Annotated in this window: 18 protein-coding genes; 2 read left to right on the forward strand and 16 right to left on the reverse strand. The window is 32.2% G+C overall.

Features of this window, described 5'->3' with window-relative positions; all coding sequences use genetic code 11:
- Positions 1-35 precede the first annotated feature (35 nt).
- The 6 genes from ACQY63_RS02625 to ACQY63_RS02650 all read right to left on the reverse strand — a co-directional run bounded on the left by ACQY63_RS02625 (position 36) and on the right by ACQY63_RS02650 (position 5877).
- The gene (locus tag ACQY63_RS02625; RefSeq protein ID WP_428244670.1) at positions 36-1691 is read right to left on the reverse strand and encodes a putative polysaccharide biosynthesis protein; all 1656 of its coding nucleotides are present in this window, start codon (positions 1689-1691) and stop codon (positions 36-38) included.
- A gap of 50 nt (positions 1692-1741) precedes the next feature.
- The gene (locus ACQY63_RS02630; protein WP_022166089.1) at positions 1742-2827 is read right to left on the reverse strand and encodes a DUF3048 domain-containing protein; all 1086 of its coding nucleotides are present in this window, start codon (positions 2825-2827) and stop codon (positions 1742-1744) included.
- A 2-nt stretch (positions 2828-2829) separates the two neighbouring features.
- The gene (ybeY, locus tag ACQY63_RS02635) at positions 2830-3327 is read right to left on the reverse strand and encodes an rRNA maturation RNase YbeY (RefSeq protein WP_412622142.1); all 498 of its coding nucleotides are present in this window, start codon (positions 3325-3327) and stop codon (positions 2830-2832) included.
- An 85-nt stretch (positions 3328-3412) separates the two neighbouring features.
- On the reverse strand, positions 3413-4417 hold the full coding sequence (locus tag ACQY63_RS02640) for a PhoH family protein (RefSeq protein ID WP_302689674.1): 1005 nt from the start codon (positions 4415-4417) through the stop codon (positions 3413-3415).
- A 4-nt stretch (positions 4418-4421) separates the two neighbouring features.
- Entirely contained in the window at positions 4422-5645 is a 1224-nt protein-coding gene (locus ACQY63_RS02645) for a sporulation protein YqfD (RefSeq protein WP_302689652.1), read from the reverse strand.
- Complete coding sequence (locus ACQY63_RS02650; RefSeq protein WP_022166085.1) at positions 5626-5877, reverse strand: YabP/YqfC family sporulation protein; 252 nt, start codon at positions 5875-5877, stop codon at positions 5626-5628. Before ACQY63_RS02650 ends, ACQY63_RS02645 begins: the two co-directional genes overlap by 20 nt.
- A gap of 164 nt (positions 5878-6041) precedes the next feature.
- On the opposite strand from ACQY63_RS02650, the gene ACQY63_RS02655 reads away from it, so the two are divergent.
- Positions 6042-6344, forward strand: coding sequence for a transposase (locus tag ACQY63_RS02655; RefSeq protein ID WP_428244671.1), 303 nt, complete (start codon positions 6042-6044; stop codon positions 6342-6344).
- A 130-nt stretch (positions 6345-6474) separates the two neighbouring features.
- Positions 6475-6981 (forward strand): transposase, encoded by a 507-nt coding sequence (locus ACQY63_RS02660; protein ID WP_428244672.1) that lies wholly within the window; start codon positions 6475-6477, stop codon positions 6979-6981.
- 10 nt (positions 6982-6991) lie between these two features.
- Here the strand turns inward: ACQY63_RS02660 and rpsU are convergent, their stop codons facing one another.
- The 10 genes from rpsU to ACQY63_RS02710 all read right to left on the reverse strand — a co-directional run bounded on the left by rpsU (position 6992) and on the right by ACQY63_RS02710 (position 18678).
- A complete protein-coding gene (gene rpsU / locus ACQY63_RS02665; protein ID WP_005362674.1) occupies positions 6992-7168 on the reverse strand; it encodes a 30S ribosomal protein S21 in 177 nt (58 codons plus the stop codon).
- A 119-nt stretch (positions 7169-7287) separates the two neighbouring features.
- Complete coding sequence (gene alaS, locus ACQY63_RS02670; protein WP_428244673.1) at positions 7288-9924, reverse strand: alanine--tRNA ligase; 2637 nt, start codon at positions 9922-9924, stop codon at positions 7288-7290.
- A gap of 17 nt (positions 9925-9941) precedes the next feature.
- Positions 9942-11168 carry a tyrosine--tRNA ligase gene (gene tyrS / locus ACQY63_RS02675; RefSeq protein WP_022166083.1) on the reverse strand — a complete coding sequence of 409 codons (1227 nt, stop codon included), beginning with the start codon at positions 11166-11168 and terminating at the stop codon, positions 9942-9944.
- Between the two features lie 95 nt (positions 11169-11263).
- Entirely contained in the window at positions 11264-12730 is a 1467-nt protein-coding gene (gene spoIVA / locus ACQY63_RS02680; RefSeq protein ID WP_428244674.1) for a stage IV sporulation protein A, read from the reverse strand.
- 64 nt (positions 12731-12794) lie between these two features.
- Entirely contained in the window at positions 12795-14363 is a 1569-nt protein-coding gene (gene cls / locus ACQY63_RS02685) for a cardiolipin synthase (RefSeq protein ID WP_302689656.1), read from the reverse strand.
- 41 nt (positions 14364-14404) lie between these two features.
- The gene (locus ACQY63_RS02690; protein ID WP_022166079.1) at positions 14405-15415 is read right to left on the reverse strand and encodes an NAD(P)H-dependent glycerol-3-phosphate dehydrogenase; all 1011 of its coding nucleotides are present in this window, start codon (positions 15413-15415) and stop codon (positions 14405-14407) included.
- A 1-nt stretch (position 15416) separates the two neighbouring features.
- The gene (gene plsY, locus ACQY63_RS02695; RefSeq protein ID WP_022166078.1) at positions 15417-16076 is read right to left on the reverse strand and encodes a glycerol-3-phosphate 1-O-acyltransferase PlsY; all 660 of its coding nucleotides are present in this window, start codon (positions 16074-16076) and stop codon (positions 15417-15419) included.
- 26 nt (positions 16077-16102) lie between these two features.
- Complete coding sequence (gene der / locus ACQY63_RS02700) at positions 16103-17425, reverse strand: ribosome biogenesis GTPase Der (RefSeq protein WP_022166077.1); 1323 nt, start codon at positions 17423-17425, stop codon at positions 16103-16105.
- Between the two features lie 54 nt (positions 17426-17479).
- Positions 17480-18328, reverse strand: coding sequence for a peptidoglycan editing factor PgeF (gene pgeF, locus ACQY63_RS02705; RefSeq protein WP_022166076.1), 849 nt, complete (start codon positions 18326-18328; stop codon positions 17480-17482).
- On the reverse strand, positions 18328-18678 hold the full coding sequence (locus tag ACQY63_RS02710) for a YraN family protein (protein WP_022166075.1): 351 nt from the start codon (positions 18676-18678) through the stop codon (positions 18328-18330). The genes pgeF and ACQY63_RS02710 overlap by 1 nt, the downstream gene beginning before the upstream one ends.
- Positions 18679-18720 lie beyond the last annotated feature (42 nt).

The following is an 18720-nucleotide window of genomic DNA, read 5'->3' on the forward strand; positions in this document are numbered from 1 at the left end:
ATATTTTTTACAATATTTGTATATTTATACCTTAATTATTTCAATAATCTGAATTTCTTCAAAATTCTTACAATCTGATTTCCCTTTGGCATAGAATACAACTCATCCTCAGTTATTGTCTTAGTAAATACTAAAGAAACAGCATATATTACCACTGCAATAAGTATTGATAAAACTGTCCAAATGAAATTAGATGGTAGAATCATCATTCCAAGTTTGTAAACTACTAAACAGAAGATACCCATTATGGCTGAACAAACAAATGGGCAAACTAAAGTGTAATGTACTTCCTGCTTGTAGCCAAGGTATTTCTTAATGGAAAATGAGTTAAGTACTGCAACTGTCATTGCAAATGTAAAGTCTCCAATTACAACGGCATATATACCAAGTCTGAATACTAATAAAAGTATCAGTAAGAAAATAATGTGTATACCAAGTGATATTGCCGAGTTTCTAATTGGCACATTTAATTTATCTATACCCTGTAATATTGCATTACTGATTGTTGATAAACTAAAAGCTACTACAGTAAAAATACTGAAAATCATAATAATTGATGTGGATTCAATTTTTCCACCAAATAAAAGTGAGTTAATTGGCCCACCTAAAACTGATAATCCCATACCACAAGGAAAAGCAATTAACATTGAGAACTTCTGTGCTAACATAACTTTGCTTTTAACGACTACTTTGTCCTTTGCTATATACGACCTAACTAATGATGGTACAATAGCCGTCGACAGGGAAGAGGCTATTGCTATTGGCATTGTAGTCAAAAGTCTGTAATAGCCTGAATAAACGCCCCATGCAGCACTATTGGTTGTTTCACTTACGTGGAAGATACTTGACATTATATTCTGATATATTGGGTTGTCCAAAAGATTCCCAATATTGTATATTGTTGTACTAAACAAAACCGGAGTAATTGTTAAAAGAATAACTTTGGTAATCTGACCATAGCTGTCCTGGACTCCTGTTCTGTCTTTCTTCATTTTTTTGCGGAAATAATTTCTATTTACATATACTATAAAGAACATAAAAATCAATGCAATTAAAGCACCTGATAATGTTCCTAATGTTCCCCCGGCAGCAGCATAAGAACTTTTTAATACTTTCTGCTCACTGGCAATTTTTGATAAAGTATAACCGTAGGCACCTAATTCATAAGCAGCTATAACACTGACTACGGCATTTACTATCTGCTCAAAAATCTGCGAAACAGCAGTTGGAACCATATTGCCCATACCCTGAAAATAGCCTCTTACTACACCTAAAACACAGGCAATTGTAAGGGTTGGTGCCAATACTCTTAATGCTATTGCTATTGGTGGCTGTTTGTAAACTCCTGCAATGAAATCTGCTCCAAAGAACAAGAATAGTCCAAAGGCAAGTCCTATAAAACCACCATAAAATAATGCTCCCTTAAAAACCTTGTGAGCGTTTTTATATTCCTTTTTTTCAAGCTTTTCAGATACTATCTTTGATACGGCTAATGGCATACTTTGTGATGATAACAAAATCAACACATTGTAAAACTCAAAAGCTGTGCCATAATATCCTAAACCAACATCCCCTAAAATTCTGTTTAAAGGTATTCTATAAATTAATCCTATTACACGAACAAGTATACCTGCCATTGCCAAAATGCTGCCCTGTATTATAAAACTATCTTTTTTAGACTTACTACTCATTTTTTTATCTTCCATTTTCCTTATGTTATTGTCTTGTTATATTTGGTTGTTTATTTTGAAATTTTAAAATTAGCTTTGTCATCATTTCCCACAACGCATATCCATGTCTTACCTGTGTTTAATGTTATTTCTTTTCCATTCTTATCAAGGTATTTTGTTCTGCCTGTCATTTTTTTATCTTTTGACCAGGTAATTTTTTCGGCTTTGCCATTTGTAATAAACCAGCCACTACCCTTGCCTGTTAGAGTAATATCCAAGCTCTTATTATCAGGATATAATGTATAGTTTACAAACTGAACAATAATGTTAGAACAATGTAACTGCTTCTTGTTCTGATCATCAATATGCTTCTGGTTATATTGATATCTGTAATATTGACCGTCTTTTTTGTTATATACAAAATATGTATGATTTATTCTATAACCAATTTCAACTTTTTTAGCTGTTTTTTTACTGTCTAAAGCAATCTTGCTTCCACTTTTTGCAAAGTTGAAATGAGATGTATATTTTTTCTTGTATGAAGTTCTATATTTAAACTTTTTAATTGCAGAATCAAGTCCTTTTCCTGATGTAAAACAGTTATGAGGGGCAACTCTGTCTGATGTACGATAAAAAGCTGACTCAGCATTTAGTGAACCTACTTTGTCAATTGAACCACTTTTTAAATAATCAAGTGCATATTTTGACTGTCCAAAGTGACTGTAAATAGCATCCCACTCATTTGCAAAGGCACAATAATATATTCTGCAGCTTCTAACCGAACCCATTTTCTTGAGTTTTGAATAATTTTCAAAAATGCCCATAATTCTTGTAATTGAGCCTTCTACCGGTGCTTCATAACATACATCTGCATTATAAAGTCCTGAATGTGGAATTGCGTTAATAATGTTGTTATACATTAAAGCAACAGGTCTTTTATTGGCAATAGATTTCTTAACATACTCTCCTGTTAATTTACTGATTACCTTGCCTGCATTTGGATCTGCTGTAGTTGTTTCAGTAACTGTTGTCTGTTCAGGTGTTGTTGTAGGCGTATTTGTCTGCTTTTTGGCACTACCAAACACAACTGCAAGAATAACACCAACTATTATTACTGCAACTAAAATTGTTATAGCTATGATTTTGTTTCTCTTCATAATTACTCCCTTGTTATTCCTAAATTATTTAAAATTTCTTTTTGCTTTCGTTCCATTTCCATTCTTTCGTTATCATCAATATGGTCATAGCCAAATAAATGAAGCATACTATGTGCCACTAAAAAAGCAAACTCTCTTTTAACAGAATGATTATACTCTTCTGCCTGAGAAATCACTTTGTCGTAGGAAATCACAATATCTCCTAATGTAAGTTCTCCTGTGTCAGGATCAAAAGCATATAAATCATTTCCGAATTTATCAAAATCACCTGGTTTATCATATTCCAGCATTGGAAATGATAAAACATCTGTAGGTCTGTCAATATTTCGTTGACTGTTGTTTATTTCATGTATTTCATCGTTGTCAACTATAGTAACATTCACCTCACATTCGTAGGGACATTTTACATAATCAATAGCTTCTGATACAACCATATTAATTAAATTTTCGTAATCAATGTCAATATTATTTTTGTATTGATTTTCAATATATATATTCATGTTTTTTCCTTTTTTATTATCTGATTGAATTAACATTATTAATTAACTCTGTACGAGTTTTTAATTATTTTTTTGCCAATCTTTTTTATTTATCCTTAGTTTTGCCATTTGTTTTATTTTTTGAATATGATGATTTTCTATTTTCATATTCTTCGTATGCCTTGACAATTTTTTGAACTAAAGGATGTCTGACAACATCGTTGTTATCTAAAAAGGCAAAGCCAATATCATCCACTTTCGACAAAACTTTAAGTGCTATATCCAAACCTGATACAACATCTCTTGGTAAATCCTTCTGGGTTCTATCACCGGTAACTATAACCTTTGAACCGAAACCTATTCTGGTTAAGAACATTTTCATCTGAGCAGGTGTTGTATTTTGAGCTTCGTCAAGTATTATGAAAGCATTATCTAAAGTTCTACCACGCATGTAAGCAAGTGGTGCAACTTCAATAATTCCTTTTTCTGAATTAGAAATAAAACTTTCGGCTCCCATAATCTGATAAAGGGCATCATATAACGGGCGCAAATAGGGATCAACCTTGCTTTGTAAATCTCCTGGCAAAAAGCCTAAATTCTCACCGGCTTCAATGGCAGGTCTTGTTAAAATAATTTTATTTACTTCATTATTTCTTAAGGCTGTAATTGCCATTGCCATTGCCAGATAGGTTTTACCTGTACCGGCAGGCCCTACACCAAAAACTATCATTTTATCTCTTATTAAGTCTACATATTTCTTTTGACCTAATGTTTTGGGTTTAATAGGCTTCCCCATTATTGTTCTACAAATAATGTTATCATCTAATTCAACTATTGCAGATTCTTTTTCCTCAAAGCTTAAAGACAATGCATAATCAACATTTTGTTCTGTGATTTCATTTCCTCTTTTTGCCAATTCAATTAATTGGTTAAACACGCTTTTAGCTCTTTTGGTGGCCGTTTCACCACCGATTATTTTCAAATCTCCATCTCGTGAAATAATCGTAACATGTAAGGTCTTTTCAATCTTCTTAATATTATAATCAAATTGACCAAATACAGTTTTCTCATATTCTGCAGGAATATCTATAATATTTTCTATTACACTCATTAATTTACCTGTCTGCTGTTGTCTGCTCAACAGATTCCTTTTCTTGTTTTATTTTGTTTAAGGTTGAATCTTTTATGTATTGCACCTTGCCAACTGGTAAAATGCATATAACATCACCCTTATATTGGTAAAATTCTTTTTTCCGTACTATTCTAACATTTTTTGCTAATATTTTGTAGCCTTTTTGTTCTAATATTGCTAATTTATTGTTTAACTTAGAGGATAAAACTTTTTCTGCCTGCTTTTTTGAATAATTTGCAGTTTTTATTGTATAATCTTTGCTTACATACTTGCTAAAGCCTATTGGAAAATAATAATTTTCAAAAAATTTTATTTTTGATTCGCTGTATTCAATATCTTTATTTTTTTTACTTTTAATATGCCATCTGTAGTTTTTTATAAAAGGGATGTAATAGGTTTTAGACGAATTATATATTTTATATTTATGTTTAACAGGAATTTGGTCATTATAATTAAATTTAATTTTCCCTAAAATATCTCCGTCAGAGCCGGTAATAACCGAGTAAAGCTTTTGACCTGATTCATCTGCAACGTCTGTTACACCCTTAATAAGAATTTGATTTTTATGTACATATTGATTTTTCTTAACTAATGGCGTACCTTTTCTAACCACTATAGATTGAATTTTTCCTGAATATTTGGAAACAATGTTATAAGGACGGCTTTCTTTTTTTGCAATTTCAGTAATATAATTTTCCTTTATGTGAATTATAAGATTAGTGCCTTTTATTTCAGCACATACCCAACTTATGTCATTATAATTTTCTCTGATGTTTTTTTCTATATTTTCGCAATTTACTTTATTTTTCAAAACCCCTTCTGTTACATTAAGGCAGCTGACATAATCTAAAATTTCTTTTTGGGTATATGAATAGTTGCCGTTTATTGTTATCTTCCAAATAAATTGAGTGCAAATAACTATAAATAAAATAAAAAATATAGCAAATGTGGCAGCTAATTTAATAAAAAAACTATGAGTAATTGTTTTATACAAACCAAACTCGTGAACATTTATTATTTTTATATTATTATCTTTCGCTATTTCTGTAACAGTATTATAATCTGACGAATTAATTGTAAAAGATGCCAGGGAATCATTTCCATTTTGATTGAAAGTTATATCTCTTATTTTTATCTCTTTAGTATTGTTTAAGAATCTGTAAATATGTTTGGAATTTATTGTTATTCTATATAAATGAAATTTCATTTAATACCCCACTTACAACCATAGACTCGCTATTGTAATATTTTATGTTTAACTTTTCGCCTTTTATTAATAAATTATATTTTTTGCACATAATTAATATTTCATTATCTTTTATCTCTTTTAAACATCTATAGTTTTCTACAACAAATTCATTTCTGCCAATAATTTCTATTAACGAATCTTTATGTACAACGTCTCTTGGAAGGTCGTATTTATCATCAACATTAAACATGGCGTTTGCTCCTTTGGAATTAATTAGGCAGTATTAAGCAGATTATTTATATTTATTAGATTATGTTAAAGGTAAAGATTTTATTACATAAAAAAGCCAGGACATAATGTACCGCCCCCCAAAAGTTAGACCTAAAAATCTAACGATTGGAGGTCGGTATTTTTATGGCAAAATACAGTTATGAATTCAAAAAGCAGGTTGTTGAAGCATATCTTAGCGGTGAAGGTGGCTATGAATACTTAGCCAAACGATATGGTGTACCTGCCTGGTCAAACATTAAGAAATGGGTTCGGAATTATGAAACTCATGGTGACAAAGGACTTATGCGTTCGCGAAAACAAGATAAATACTCTTTTGAAAAGAAGCTTTCTGTTGTAGAATTATATTTAACAAGTGAACTCTCATATCAGGAGCTGGCTCTTCGTGAAGGAATATATAATCCCTCTCAAATCTGTATGCATATTTAAAAGAACTGAGGAGGCTGCGTTTAGAGGAGGAAGCTCTTCTGAAAAAACAGCGAGAATCGTCCACAGCCTCCGGGGAGAATTCAAACTAAAAGACATTCTCGCAGTTGTTGGTTTTCCAAAGGCAACATATATGTATTGGCAAAAAAGATTTGATAGAGAAAATCCAGATATAGAATTAGAAGAAAAGATTCATGAAATACATAAACGTAACAAAGATTATGGCTACCGTCGCATGTGTGGTGAACTCCGTAATCAAGGCTATATCGTGAACAAGAAGAAGGTTCAACGCATTATGCAGAAATATAATCTTCAGGTGATGTCATTTACGAGGAAGAGCCGTAAATATAGTTCTTACAAAGGTAGAATTGGAACTGTTGCTCCTAATAGAATCAAAAGAAGATTTAATACACATATACCTCATCAGAAGATTACAACTGATACAACAGAGTTTAAATACTATGAAGTAGATTCTAAAGGTAAAATGACAATGCATAAGCTATATTTAGATCCATTCATGGATATGTTCAATGGTGAAATAATAAGTTATGGAATAGATAAACGTCCTTCAGCAGCAAATGTGATGAATGCACTAAATGAAGCCATTGAGGTAACTTCTGACTGCCCATTTAAGTCCTGACTTTTTATAATTAATTATATTTGCGCTTTCTAGCAGCTTCTGATTTCTTCTTACGCTTTACGCTTGGTTTTTCGTAATGTTCTCTTTTACGAATCTCCTGCTGAATACCAGCCTTTGCGCAATTTCTCTTGAATCGACGTAATGCACTGTCGATTGATTCGTTTTCTTTTACGATAACGCTTGACATCTGTTCTTCCCTCCCTTCAGTTATAGATTCCTAAAACTGTAGGTATTTGTGTTAAAACACCTTAAATATTATAACATATTTTTTCAATGCGTCAACCTTATTTTTGAAATAATACAAAATTATAACTGGCTTTCCAAAATCTCTTTTGCCTTTTCAATTGCCATATCAGCACCAGCTGGATTTTTACCACCTGCTTGAGCCATGTTTGGACGACCACCGCCGCCACCTCCGACACATTTAGCAATTTCTTTAATCATATTTCCGGCATGAGCTCCCTTTGAAATCGCATCATCATCAGCCATAACAATTACATTGGCTTTGTCATTTGTTGTTGAAACAATAACAACAACTCCGCCACCCATTTTTTCTTTTAACTGATCACCAAGATTTCTTAAACCATTCATATCCACATCAGCTACCTTTGTAGCAAGAAGTTTAACTCCCTTTACTTCTACAACGTTGTCTAATGCGTCTCCAACAGATTCGTTAGCTAATTTTGCTTTTAACTTTTCATTTTCACTTGATAATGATTTGATTTCATCATTTAATGAATGAATCTTCTTTGTTAAATTATGTGCATCACTTTTGGCAGCCTTTGCAGCTTCATTTAATAATTTTTCCATTTCTTCAAAATGCTTAATTAAACCATTTCCTGTTAAGGCTTCAATTCTTCTAACACCTGCAGAAATACCGGCTTCAGAAATAACCTTTAAGTATGAAATTTCCTTTGTGTTTGAAACATGAGTACCACCACATAATTCAATAGAGAAATCTCCCATAGATACAACTCTAACTGTATCTCCGTATTTTTCTCCAAATAATGCCATAGCACCTGTTTTCTTAGCTTCTTCTAATGTCATTTCTTTTGTGACAACATCTAATCCATTAGCAATCTGTTCATTGACAATAGATTCAACTTTGGCAATTTCTTCTTTTGTCATTGCCTGGAAATGTGTAAAGTCAAATCTTAATCTTTCAGCATCAACATAAGAACCTGCCTGCTCAACATGTTCGCCTAAAACAAGTTTTAATGCCTTCTGTAATAAATGTGTTGCACTATGGTTTTTAGCAATTGCTTCTCTGTTAGCACTGTAAACTTTAAGAGCTGCTTTATCTCCAACCTTTACCATACCTTCTGCAACATATCCAACATGTCCAATCATTGAGCCATGAAGCTTAATTGTATCTACAACTTTAAATTTTCCGTTAGCTGTTTCAATAATACCTTTATCACCTGTCTGACCGCCCATTGTTGCATAAAATGGAGTCTCATTTACAAGAATTGTGCCATTATCGCCTTCAGCTAATGCCTGAACAACTTCTTTTTCTGTTGTTAAAGCTGTAATTTCTGATTCATTTTCCAATTTGTCATATCCAACAAACTTTGATGTTAAATTCTTATCAAGACTTTCGTATACTGTTTCATCTGCACCCATGTAGTTAGTTGTCTTACGGGCATTTCTTGCCTTTTCTCTCTGAACTTCCATAGCTTTTTTGAAACCTTCTTCATCTACGCTAAATCCTTTTTCTTCAAGAATTTCTTTTGTAAGATCAAGTGGGAATCCATAAGTATCATATAACTTAAAGGCATCGTCCCCTGATAAAGTCTTGTTTCCTTCTTCTGAAATTTTTGCTTCCATTTCAGCCAAAATATTAAGACCTGTATCAATTGTTTTATTAAATTTATTTTCTTCTTCAGTTAATACTTTGAAGATCATATTTTTCTTTTCTTCAAGTTCAGGATAACCATCTTTAGAACTTTCAATTACAGTTTTTGAAAGGTCTGAAAGGAACATTCCATCAATACCTAATAATCTTCCATGTCTTGCAGCACGTCTGATTAATCTTCTTAATACATATCCTCTACCTTCATTTGATGGCATAATACCGTCAGAAATCATAAATGTAGCTGAACGGATATGATCAGTAATGATTCTTATTGAAACATCCCATTTATATTCTTTCTTATATTCTTTTCCTGAAATTTCGCATACTTTATCACGTAAAGCTTTAATAGTATCAACATCAAAAATAGAATCAACATCCTGAACGACTGTTGCAAGTCTTTCAAGTCCCATACCTGTATCTATGTTCTTCTGCTTTAATGTTGTATAATTTCCTTTGCCGTCATTTTCAAACTGAGTAAATACGTTGTTCCAGATTTCAATATATCTGTCACATTCGCAACCTACAGTACAATCTGGTTTACCACAACCATATTTTTCACCACGGTCATAATAAATTTCTGAACAAGGACCACAAGGGCCTGCACCATGTTCCCAGAAGTTATCTTCTTTACCGAATTTGAAAATTCTGTCTTTTGGAATACCCATTTCTTTATTCCAAATATCAAAAGCTTCATCATCTTCTAAATAAACAGAAGGGTATAATCTGTCAGCTTCAAGTCCAACAACTTCTGTTAAAAATTCCCAAGACCAATGAATAGCTTCATGTTTAAAATAATCTCCAAATGAAAAATTACCAAGCATTTCAAAGAATGTACCATGTCTTGCAGTCTTACCAATATTTTCAATATCGCCTGTTCTAATACATTTCTGACATGTCGCCATTCTTGTTCTAGGTGGAACTTCCTGCCCTGTAAAATAAGGCTTTAAAGGCGCCATACCTGCATTAATAAGCAATAAACTGTTATCATTGTGTGGCACTAATGAATAACTGCTTTTTACTAAATGTCCTTTTGACTCAAAGAAATCAAGGAACATTTGTCTTAATTCATTTAATCCGTATTTCTTCATTGTAAGTTCCTCCTAAACTAATCAGCTTTAATCTGATGGAAAGCTTTTTTACCCTTCTTAATTAAGATAACACCTTCATCATTAAAATCAGCTGTAGTTAATGTTTTATCTATAGCATTTACTTTTTCACCATTAACAGAAACACTGTTCTGGTTTACTAAAGTTCTTGCTTCACTTCTTGATTTTGCAAGTTTTGTATCTACTAAAATTGTTAAAATATCAATTCCCTGTTCTAATTCAGCCTTTGCATATGTTGTTGTAGGAATATCACCTGAAATTCCTCCTTTAGCAAATATATTCTTAGCTGCATCTAATGCTTTTTTAGCTTCTTCTTCACCATGAACTAACTTAGTTAATTCATAGCCTAAAATTTCTTTTGCCTTATTAAGTTCAGCACCCTGCCATTTTCCCATTTCTTCAATTTCTTCTAATGGAAGGAATGTAAGCATCTTCAAGCATTTAATAACATCTGCATCATCAACGTTTCTCCAATACTGGAAGAATTCGTATGGTGATGTTTTTTCAGGATCAAGCCAAACTGCACCACTAACTGTCTTACCCATCTTCTTACCTTCTGAGTTAAGAAGTAATGTAATTGTCATAGCTGAGGCATCTTTTCCTAATTTACGTCTAATAAGTTCTGTACCACCAAGCATATTACTCCACTGGTCATCTCCACCAAACTGAAGATTACAACCATAATCCTGGAATAATTTGTAGAAGTCATAACTCTGCATAATCATATAGTTGAATTCTAAGAAGCTAAGTCCTCTTTCCATTCTCTGCTTGTAACATTCAGCAGTAAGCATTCTGTTTACACTGAAATGTGGTCCAACTTCTCTTAAAACATCAATATAATTTAAATCCATTAACCAGTCTGCATTGTTTACCATTAATGCTTTTCCGTCAGAAAAGTCGATAAATTTGCTCATCTGTTTCTTGAAACATTCAATGTTGTGGTCAATAGTTTCTTTTGTCATCATTTTTCTCATATCAGTCTTTCCTGATGGGTCACCAATCATTGCAGTTCCGCCACCTAAAAGAGCTATTGGTTTATTGCCGGCCATTTGAAGTCTCTTCATAAGACATAAAGCCATAAAATGACCTACATGAAGACTGTCTGCTGTTGGATCAAAGCCAATATAGAAAACAGCTTCACCTTTATTTATTAAATCACTAATTAATTTTTCATCAGTAACCTGTGCTATAAGGCCACGCGCTTTCAACTCTTCGTATGTGTTCATAATCTTATCTTCTCCTTCTATAGCATTATTTATGCTCAATCAAATAACAATTTTATCATAGTAGTTAAAATTTTACAATAACCCCTTTTCGTTATTTAAAGCAAAATACAAATAACTCCTTTGCTTTGATCATTTGTTATTTTTTCAACAGTCCCCTGCATTCTGGCTCTTGTATCTTCAGTTAAATTATCAATTTTATTGCTAATGCCTTCTTCCACTATCTGACCAATTGTTTTTCCGAAAATATTTGTATCCCAAATATCATCATGTTCTTCATTGGCATTTATAAATTCTATTAAATCCTTCGCCTGCTCTTCGTTACCTATAATTGGAGAAATTTCAGTTAATATATTCGCTTTTACAAAATGAATAGACGGTGCTGTTGCTTTTATTTTTACACCATAATTGCTACCGTTCTTTATTAATTCGGGACTATCTAAAACTATTTCTTCCTTGTCAGGCATAACAATTCCATAACCTGTTTCCTTCACTTTTGTTATGGCAGAATTCACTTTATCATAACCTGTTTTTTTTGCTGCAAGCTCTTTGATAAATCTTATAAGATGCAACTGATTTTCAATTTTGCTGCCTGTAATTTCTGATAATGTGTCATAATAAGAACTTTCGTCCACAGAAAAGTCCATAACAACTTTACCATTGGATAACTCAACCATTGATACAGACATGTTTTTTACATAATTTTTGTCAGGACTAAAAATAAAATTTTTTATATCTTTAATTTTAGTAATTTTTTCTAAAATCTGTTTAGAATATTCTATTATGTATTTCATCAGATCACTGTCTAAATTGATTATTTCAAGCCATTTTGGAACATTAAATACTATTTCGGTAATTGGAAATTCAAATAATATATTTTCTAAAATATTATTAATGTCATCTTCGTTTAATTTAAGACAGTTTATTGCTATTGTTGATACATCATATTTGCTTTCAATAGTTTTTTTCAATTCCAGACACTCTTTTGATGTAGGCTCCATTGAATTAACAAGAATAATAAAAGGCTTATTAATTTTTTTTAACTCATTAACTGTTTTATCTAATGCCTTGTTGTAGTCTTCAACATTCAAGTCAGTAAAACTTCCGTCACTTGTTATAACTACACCAATTGTTGAGTGTTCTGAAATTACTTTCTCTGTACCAATTTCAGCAGCTTTTGAAAAAGGAATTGACTGTTCAAACCAAGGTGTTTTTACCATTCTTTCAGAATCTTCCTCCATGTGACCTGTAGCCCCATCAACCATAAAGCCAACACAGTCTATTAGTCTAACATTAATATTAGCTTTGTTACCAATATTAATTGTCACCGCTTTATTAGGTATAAATTTAGGCTCTGTTGTCATTATTGTTTTACCGGCTGACGATTGTGGCAGCTCATCCATTGCTCGTTTAACCTCATTTTCATCTTTTATATTTGGCATTACAGCCACATCCATAAAATTCTTAATAAAAGTTGATTTTCCAGTTCTAACAGGCCCCACAACCCCTATGTAAATTTCCCCCTTTGTTCTTTTTTCAATGTCATTATATACATTAAAATCCATAAAAACCTCCCAGTGCATATATTAATACTAAAATATATGGCAATGAGAGGTTTTTTATTACTTTTTACATTAACGGAGAAATTAGTCTTAATAATTTCCCACATACTTTATACCATAAAGGCCTGTTTCTACATTCTATTAAAGAAACCTTTTTTGATACAGCAAGCATATTTTCATAGTCGGCTTCTATATCATAAATTACATTATTTTTATAAATAAAGCATCCATTTTCAAAATGTAAATATAAACTTCTATAGTCTAAATTAATTGTTCCAACAGTTGCTTTTTCATCATCACTAATAAACATTTTAGCATGAGTAAAACCGGGTGTGTATTCATAAATTTCCACACCAGCTTCGATTAACTCACTGTAATATGTTCTTGCTATACAATAAGCGTATGGTTTGTCAGGTATACCTGGCATGACAATTTTTACATCTACACCACGTTTTGCCGCAAATTTTAACGCAGACATCATAACATTATCCAAAATTAAATATGGTGTGACAATATGAAGATATCTGTTGGCTGTATTAATCATATGAAAATAAACAGATTCACCAACTCTTTCTTTTCCAACCGGCTCATCACCGTAGCCTATTATATAACCATTATCGTCATATATTTTTGGAATTTTTATATCTAAATATCTGTCAAAATTTCCAATTGTCCGCTCTGTTACATTCCACATTTGTAAGAATAAAAGTGTATAACTTTTTACTGCATCACCTTTTAACATAACCGCAGTATCTTTCCAATAACCGAATTTTTCAACAAGGTTCATATATTCATCTGCCAGATTAATACCACCGGTAAAAGCAACTTTACCGTCAATAACAAGAATCTTTCTATGATCTCTGTTGTTTTGCTCAGTTGTAAAAAAAGGTCTCGCAGGAGCAAAGGTTTTTGACTTTATGCCCATTTGACGTAGTTTCTTATAATAGCCAACCGGTAACTTTGTAAGGGAACAAAGGCCATCATACATTACTCTTACTTCTACGCCTTCTTTTGCCTTTCTTTCAAGAATATTAAGAACTGAGTCCCAGACTTTTCCCTGCTGAATAATAAAATATTCCATAAAAATAAAATCTGTGGCATTCTCCAATTCTTCAATTAAGGCTGTGTACTTTTCCTCTCCACAACTAAAATATGTAACATCAGTATTTTTATAAACAGGACAACCGGTGTAGTCATAAACATACTTTGCAATCATCGAGACCTGTTTATCCTGTATTTGTAAATCATTGTATATTTGCTGTTCAGGTTGCAAATATCGTTGAGACTTTAAATCAATATGTTCTATTTTTTTTCGAAGTTTTATTGAACCAGGTTGCAATTTAGTGTACAAATACATCAAAACACCAAATCCCGGAACTACAACGATAAAAATAACCCATATCAGTTTCATTGTGGGATCTGATTTATCGCTAACTATATATACAACCGATAAAACCTGTAACAATGTTACAACGTAAGAAACGCTTTTATCTAAAACAGCATTGTAGGCAACTGCCCAAAAAAATAAAACTTGTATGATAATCATTAAGGCAAATATAAAAATTCGACTAAATAAAAATGTTGCAATGCCTTTTTTTCCTTTATTTTTTGTCTTATCTAATTTGGTCTTATCCATTAAACTCCCCTTGAATATAATATATGTTATATTATATTAATTTATCTCCATTCTAAATCATGAAATTCGTTTGTCTGTTCACGCTCCATTAATTCCCACATTGCTTCTTCAGCAGGTTTGTTGTCAAAAAGGACTTCATTTACAGCTTCTACTATAGGCATGTCCACATTATATTTTTTTGCAAGTTCTAAAGCGGCTTTAGCTGAAACTGCACCTTCAACAACCATTTTTACTTCTTTAACAGCCTCATCTAATGTGTAGCCTTTGCCAATAAGGACACCGGCTCTTCTGTTTCTTGAGTGCTTACTGTTGCATGTTACAATTAAGTCTCCAATTCCTGATAGGCCATTGAAAGTTCTTGAATGACCACCCATTTTAACACCAAGAGCTGTAATTTCCTTGATACCTCTTGTAATTAAAGCAGCCTCTGTATTATCACCAAAACCAAGGCCGTCAATTATGCCGGCTGCAAGGGCTATAACATTCTTTAAAGAGCCACCTAATTCAATACTCTTTCTGTCAGGACTTATATATGTTCTAAAATATTTATTTGCAAACATTGTCTGAACTTTCTGTGCTACTTCTTTCTTCTTAGCACCAATAACTACAACTGTAGGTATGTTACGTCCTACCTCTTCAGCATGGCTTGGACCTGAAAGTACAACAGCCTCGCATGTTGGTAATTCTTCTTCCATAATTTCTGTCATTGTATCAAAAGTCTTATCTTCAATTCCTTTTGCAACATCAACAATTATCTGACCGTCAGGTATAATATCTTTTAATAATTTAGATGTACTTCTCACAAATGATGAAGCAACTGCCATAACGATTAATTCAGAATTCTTAACAGCTTCTTCAATATTATTTGTAATTATAATATCTTCTGGAATTTTTATTCCAGGCAAACTTATTTTATTTTCTCTATCTTTGCTTAATAAATCTACTTCTTTCTGCAATGCAGACCATATTGTTACATTATGTCCGTTTCCATATAATATTTTTGCAAGAGCAATGGCCCAACCACCACCGCCTAATACTGTAACTTTTGACATATTACGCCTCCTTTTTCTGACCAATTTTTCGTTCTGTTCCATTGGCCAGTCTTTTTATATTATCTTTATGTCGTATATAAGACAAAACCATCATGATTCCAACCAAAATATACGATTCTAATTTTTCACTTTGATTTAAGTTATGCACCATGTTTAACTGACCGAATATTATCATTTCCAAAAAGAAACCTGTCATTAAGCATAATGAACTAAACGAAACATATTTAGTTAAAGCAAGTGCAACAAAAAAAGTTATTATGCCAAGAGCTAAAAATTTCCAGTCAAAAAAGACAAGTGAGAAAATAACTCCTGATGATGCTGCAATGCCTTTCCCACCTTTAAAATTCATATAAAAAGGAAAATTATGGCCTAAAATTGTCCCAAGCCCTGTATATAAGGCAATTGCAATTAAACTGTCATTACATGAATTTCTAAAAAGTAAATATGTAACACCTACGGCAAAAACAGCTTTAAGTGCATCGCCAAAAAATGTCATAAAACCATATTTTTTCCCAAGTGTACGCATGGCATTCGTTGTTCCTGAATTGCCACTGCCAAATTCTCTAATGTCTATATTATGCATTTTACCAATTATAAAACCTGTTTGAAATAAGCCGAAAATATAACCGATAACAATGCAAATTATTTTCTGCCAAACCATCGCAAATACTCCTTAAATTAAAATGTTTATTTTTCTTTTCTTTCTCTAATAATAAATCTTAATGGAGTTCCTCTGAAACCAAAAGCTTCTCTGATACGGTTTTCAATGTATCTTGTATAGGAGAAATGCATTAATTCCTTATCATTTACAAAAATAACAAATGTTGGCGGCTTTACTGATACCTGAGTAATATAGTAAAGTCTTAAACGTTTACCCTTATCTGATGGTGGCTGTTGCATTGCTACTGCTTCTGCCATAATTTCATTTACAACACCTGTTTCTATTCTCATAGTGTGATTTTCAATTACCATATCAATCATATCAAACAACTTAGGTAATCTTTGACCTGTTTTTGCTGAAATAAACATAATTTCTGCATACTGCATAAAAGAAAGAATCTGTCTTACTTTATTAGTATACTCATAAACAGTCTTGTCATTTTTCTCAATTGCATCCCATTTATTTACGGCAATAATTATACCTTTTCCATTTTCATGGGCAATCCCAGCAATTTTTGCATCCTGTTCAGTAACCCCTTCAGTTGCATCAATAACAATAACCACCACGTCTGCTCTTTCTACAGCAGTAACAGTTCTAATAACACTGTATCTTTCAATATCTTCTTTTACTTTTGATTTTCTTCTAATACCTGCAGTATCAATAAAAACATATTCTTTTCCATTCCATTTAACATCAGTGTCAATGGCATCTCTTGTTGTGCCTGCAATATTAGAAACAATAACTCGGCTTTCACCTGTTAGTTTATTGATAATTGATGATTTTCCAACATTTGGCTTACCAACAATGGCGACCTTTGGCCTGTCATCTTCATCTTCTTCTAAATCAAGTGATTTAAAATGTTCAACAACCTTATCAAGCATGTCACCTATACCACTTCTCTGTGATGCAGAAATTGGAACAGGATCACCTATACCTAAATTATAGAATTCATAAACATCTGCCATCATTTTATTAAAATTATCTACTTTATTTACTACTAAAACAACCGGTTTCTGACTTCTGCGAAGCATATCTGCAACCTTTGCATCAGCATCAATTAAGCCCTGCTTTACATCTGTCATAAATATAATAACATCTGCTGTATCAATGGCAATCTGCGCCTGCTCACGCATCTGTGCTAAAATAATGTCACTGCTGTCAGGTTCAATACCACCTGTATCAATCATTGTGAAATTATAATTAAGCCAATCAATATCAGCATATATTCTGTCTCTTGTGACACCCGGTGTGTCTTTTACAATCGAAATTTTTTGTCCTGCTAAAGCATTAAATAATGTTGATTTTCCAACATTAGGTCTACCTACTATAGCCACAATTGGTTTACTCATATTCTCTCACCTCACCATTAGATTTTACAATAAGTACCATTATTTGTAAATTGCTTATTTTATTTCCAAAAAAGCCGCCAGATTTCCTCTTTTTCCGTTAGTGGCTCTATGGGAAAAGAGCATCTTATCGTTACAGCATGTACAAATATCAGGTAAATGAATATTCTCTTCTAATACACCACATTCCCTGAAAACTATTCTGTTACACTCCCATAAGTCCAACATATATTTACCATTTCCTTTATTCAAAAGGATATTGTCTATATTGTCAGGAAATGCCATCTTAAATTCATTAGCCACATCTTCACTAATTTCATAGCAACTCATACATATTGAAGGACCAATGCAGGCAATAACATCCTTGGAATCAGTACCGTAGTTTTCCTTCATTTTCTTTAGAGTACATGCGCCTATTTTCCCAACTGTACCTCTCCAGCCGGAATGAGAAAGACCTATGGCCTTGTTTTTTACATCTACCATATATAATGGAACACAGTCTGCAAAATATGTTGCCAAAACTACATTCTTTTCATTTGTAATCATTCCATCAATGTCAGTAAAACAATTTTCTTTATAAATACCGTTTCCCTTAAATTCTTTTCCAACTACAGCTACATTTGTAGTATGAGTCTGTTTACTACAAACGATATTTTTACTTTCAAACCCAATTGCATTTGCAATTATCTTGTGATTATTTACTACATTTTCTTCTAAATCGCCTCGACCAAAGCCTAAATTCATAGAACTTAAAACTCCCTGGCTTACACCACCTATTCTTGTGGAAAAGCCATGTGTAAGCCATGGTATTTCATCCATTGCTTTATATGAAATATATGGAACATCGTTTTTAAATTTTATAACAGTTGAATTTCTGCTTTTTTTGTTTAACAATACTATATTCATTACATTACTCCAAAACAATTATAAATATACCGAATTTGCTCCTCTGTTATTGCTATAACATCAAAACTGCACTGAAAATCCATAAAAATCTGGTTTTCATTTAAAAACCACATTGCTGTTTTGTAGATTTTCTGTTGTTTTCTATAATTTACCGCATCTAAAGGATTGCCATACATAAGATTTTTTCTATATTTTATTTCAATAAAATGCAATGTATCTTCCTTAGATGCAATTACATCGATTTCCCCTATTTTACAGGAATAGTTTGATGCAATAATTTTGAAATTCTCTTTTTTCAAATATTCAATGGCTTTTTTCTCGTAAAAACTACCAACTTTTCTTGTATTCATAGTCCCCCTTAAAATCATTATCTTACAAAAATAATTTAATAA

This window comes from Eubacterium sp. Marseille-QA0814, from assembly GCF_965119675.1.
In the GTDB taxonomy this organism is placed as follows: domain Bacteria; phylum Bacillota; class Clostridia; order Lachnospirales; family Lachnospiraceae; genus Eubacterium_G.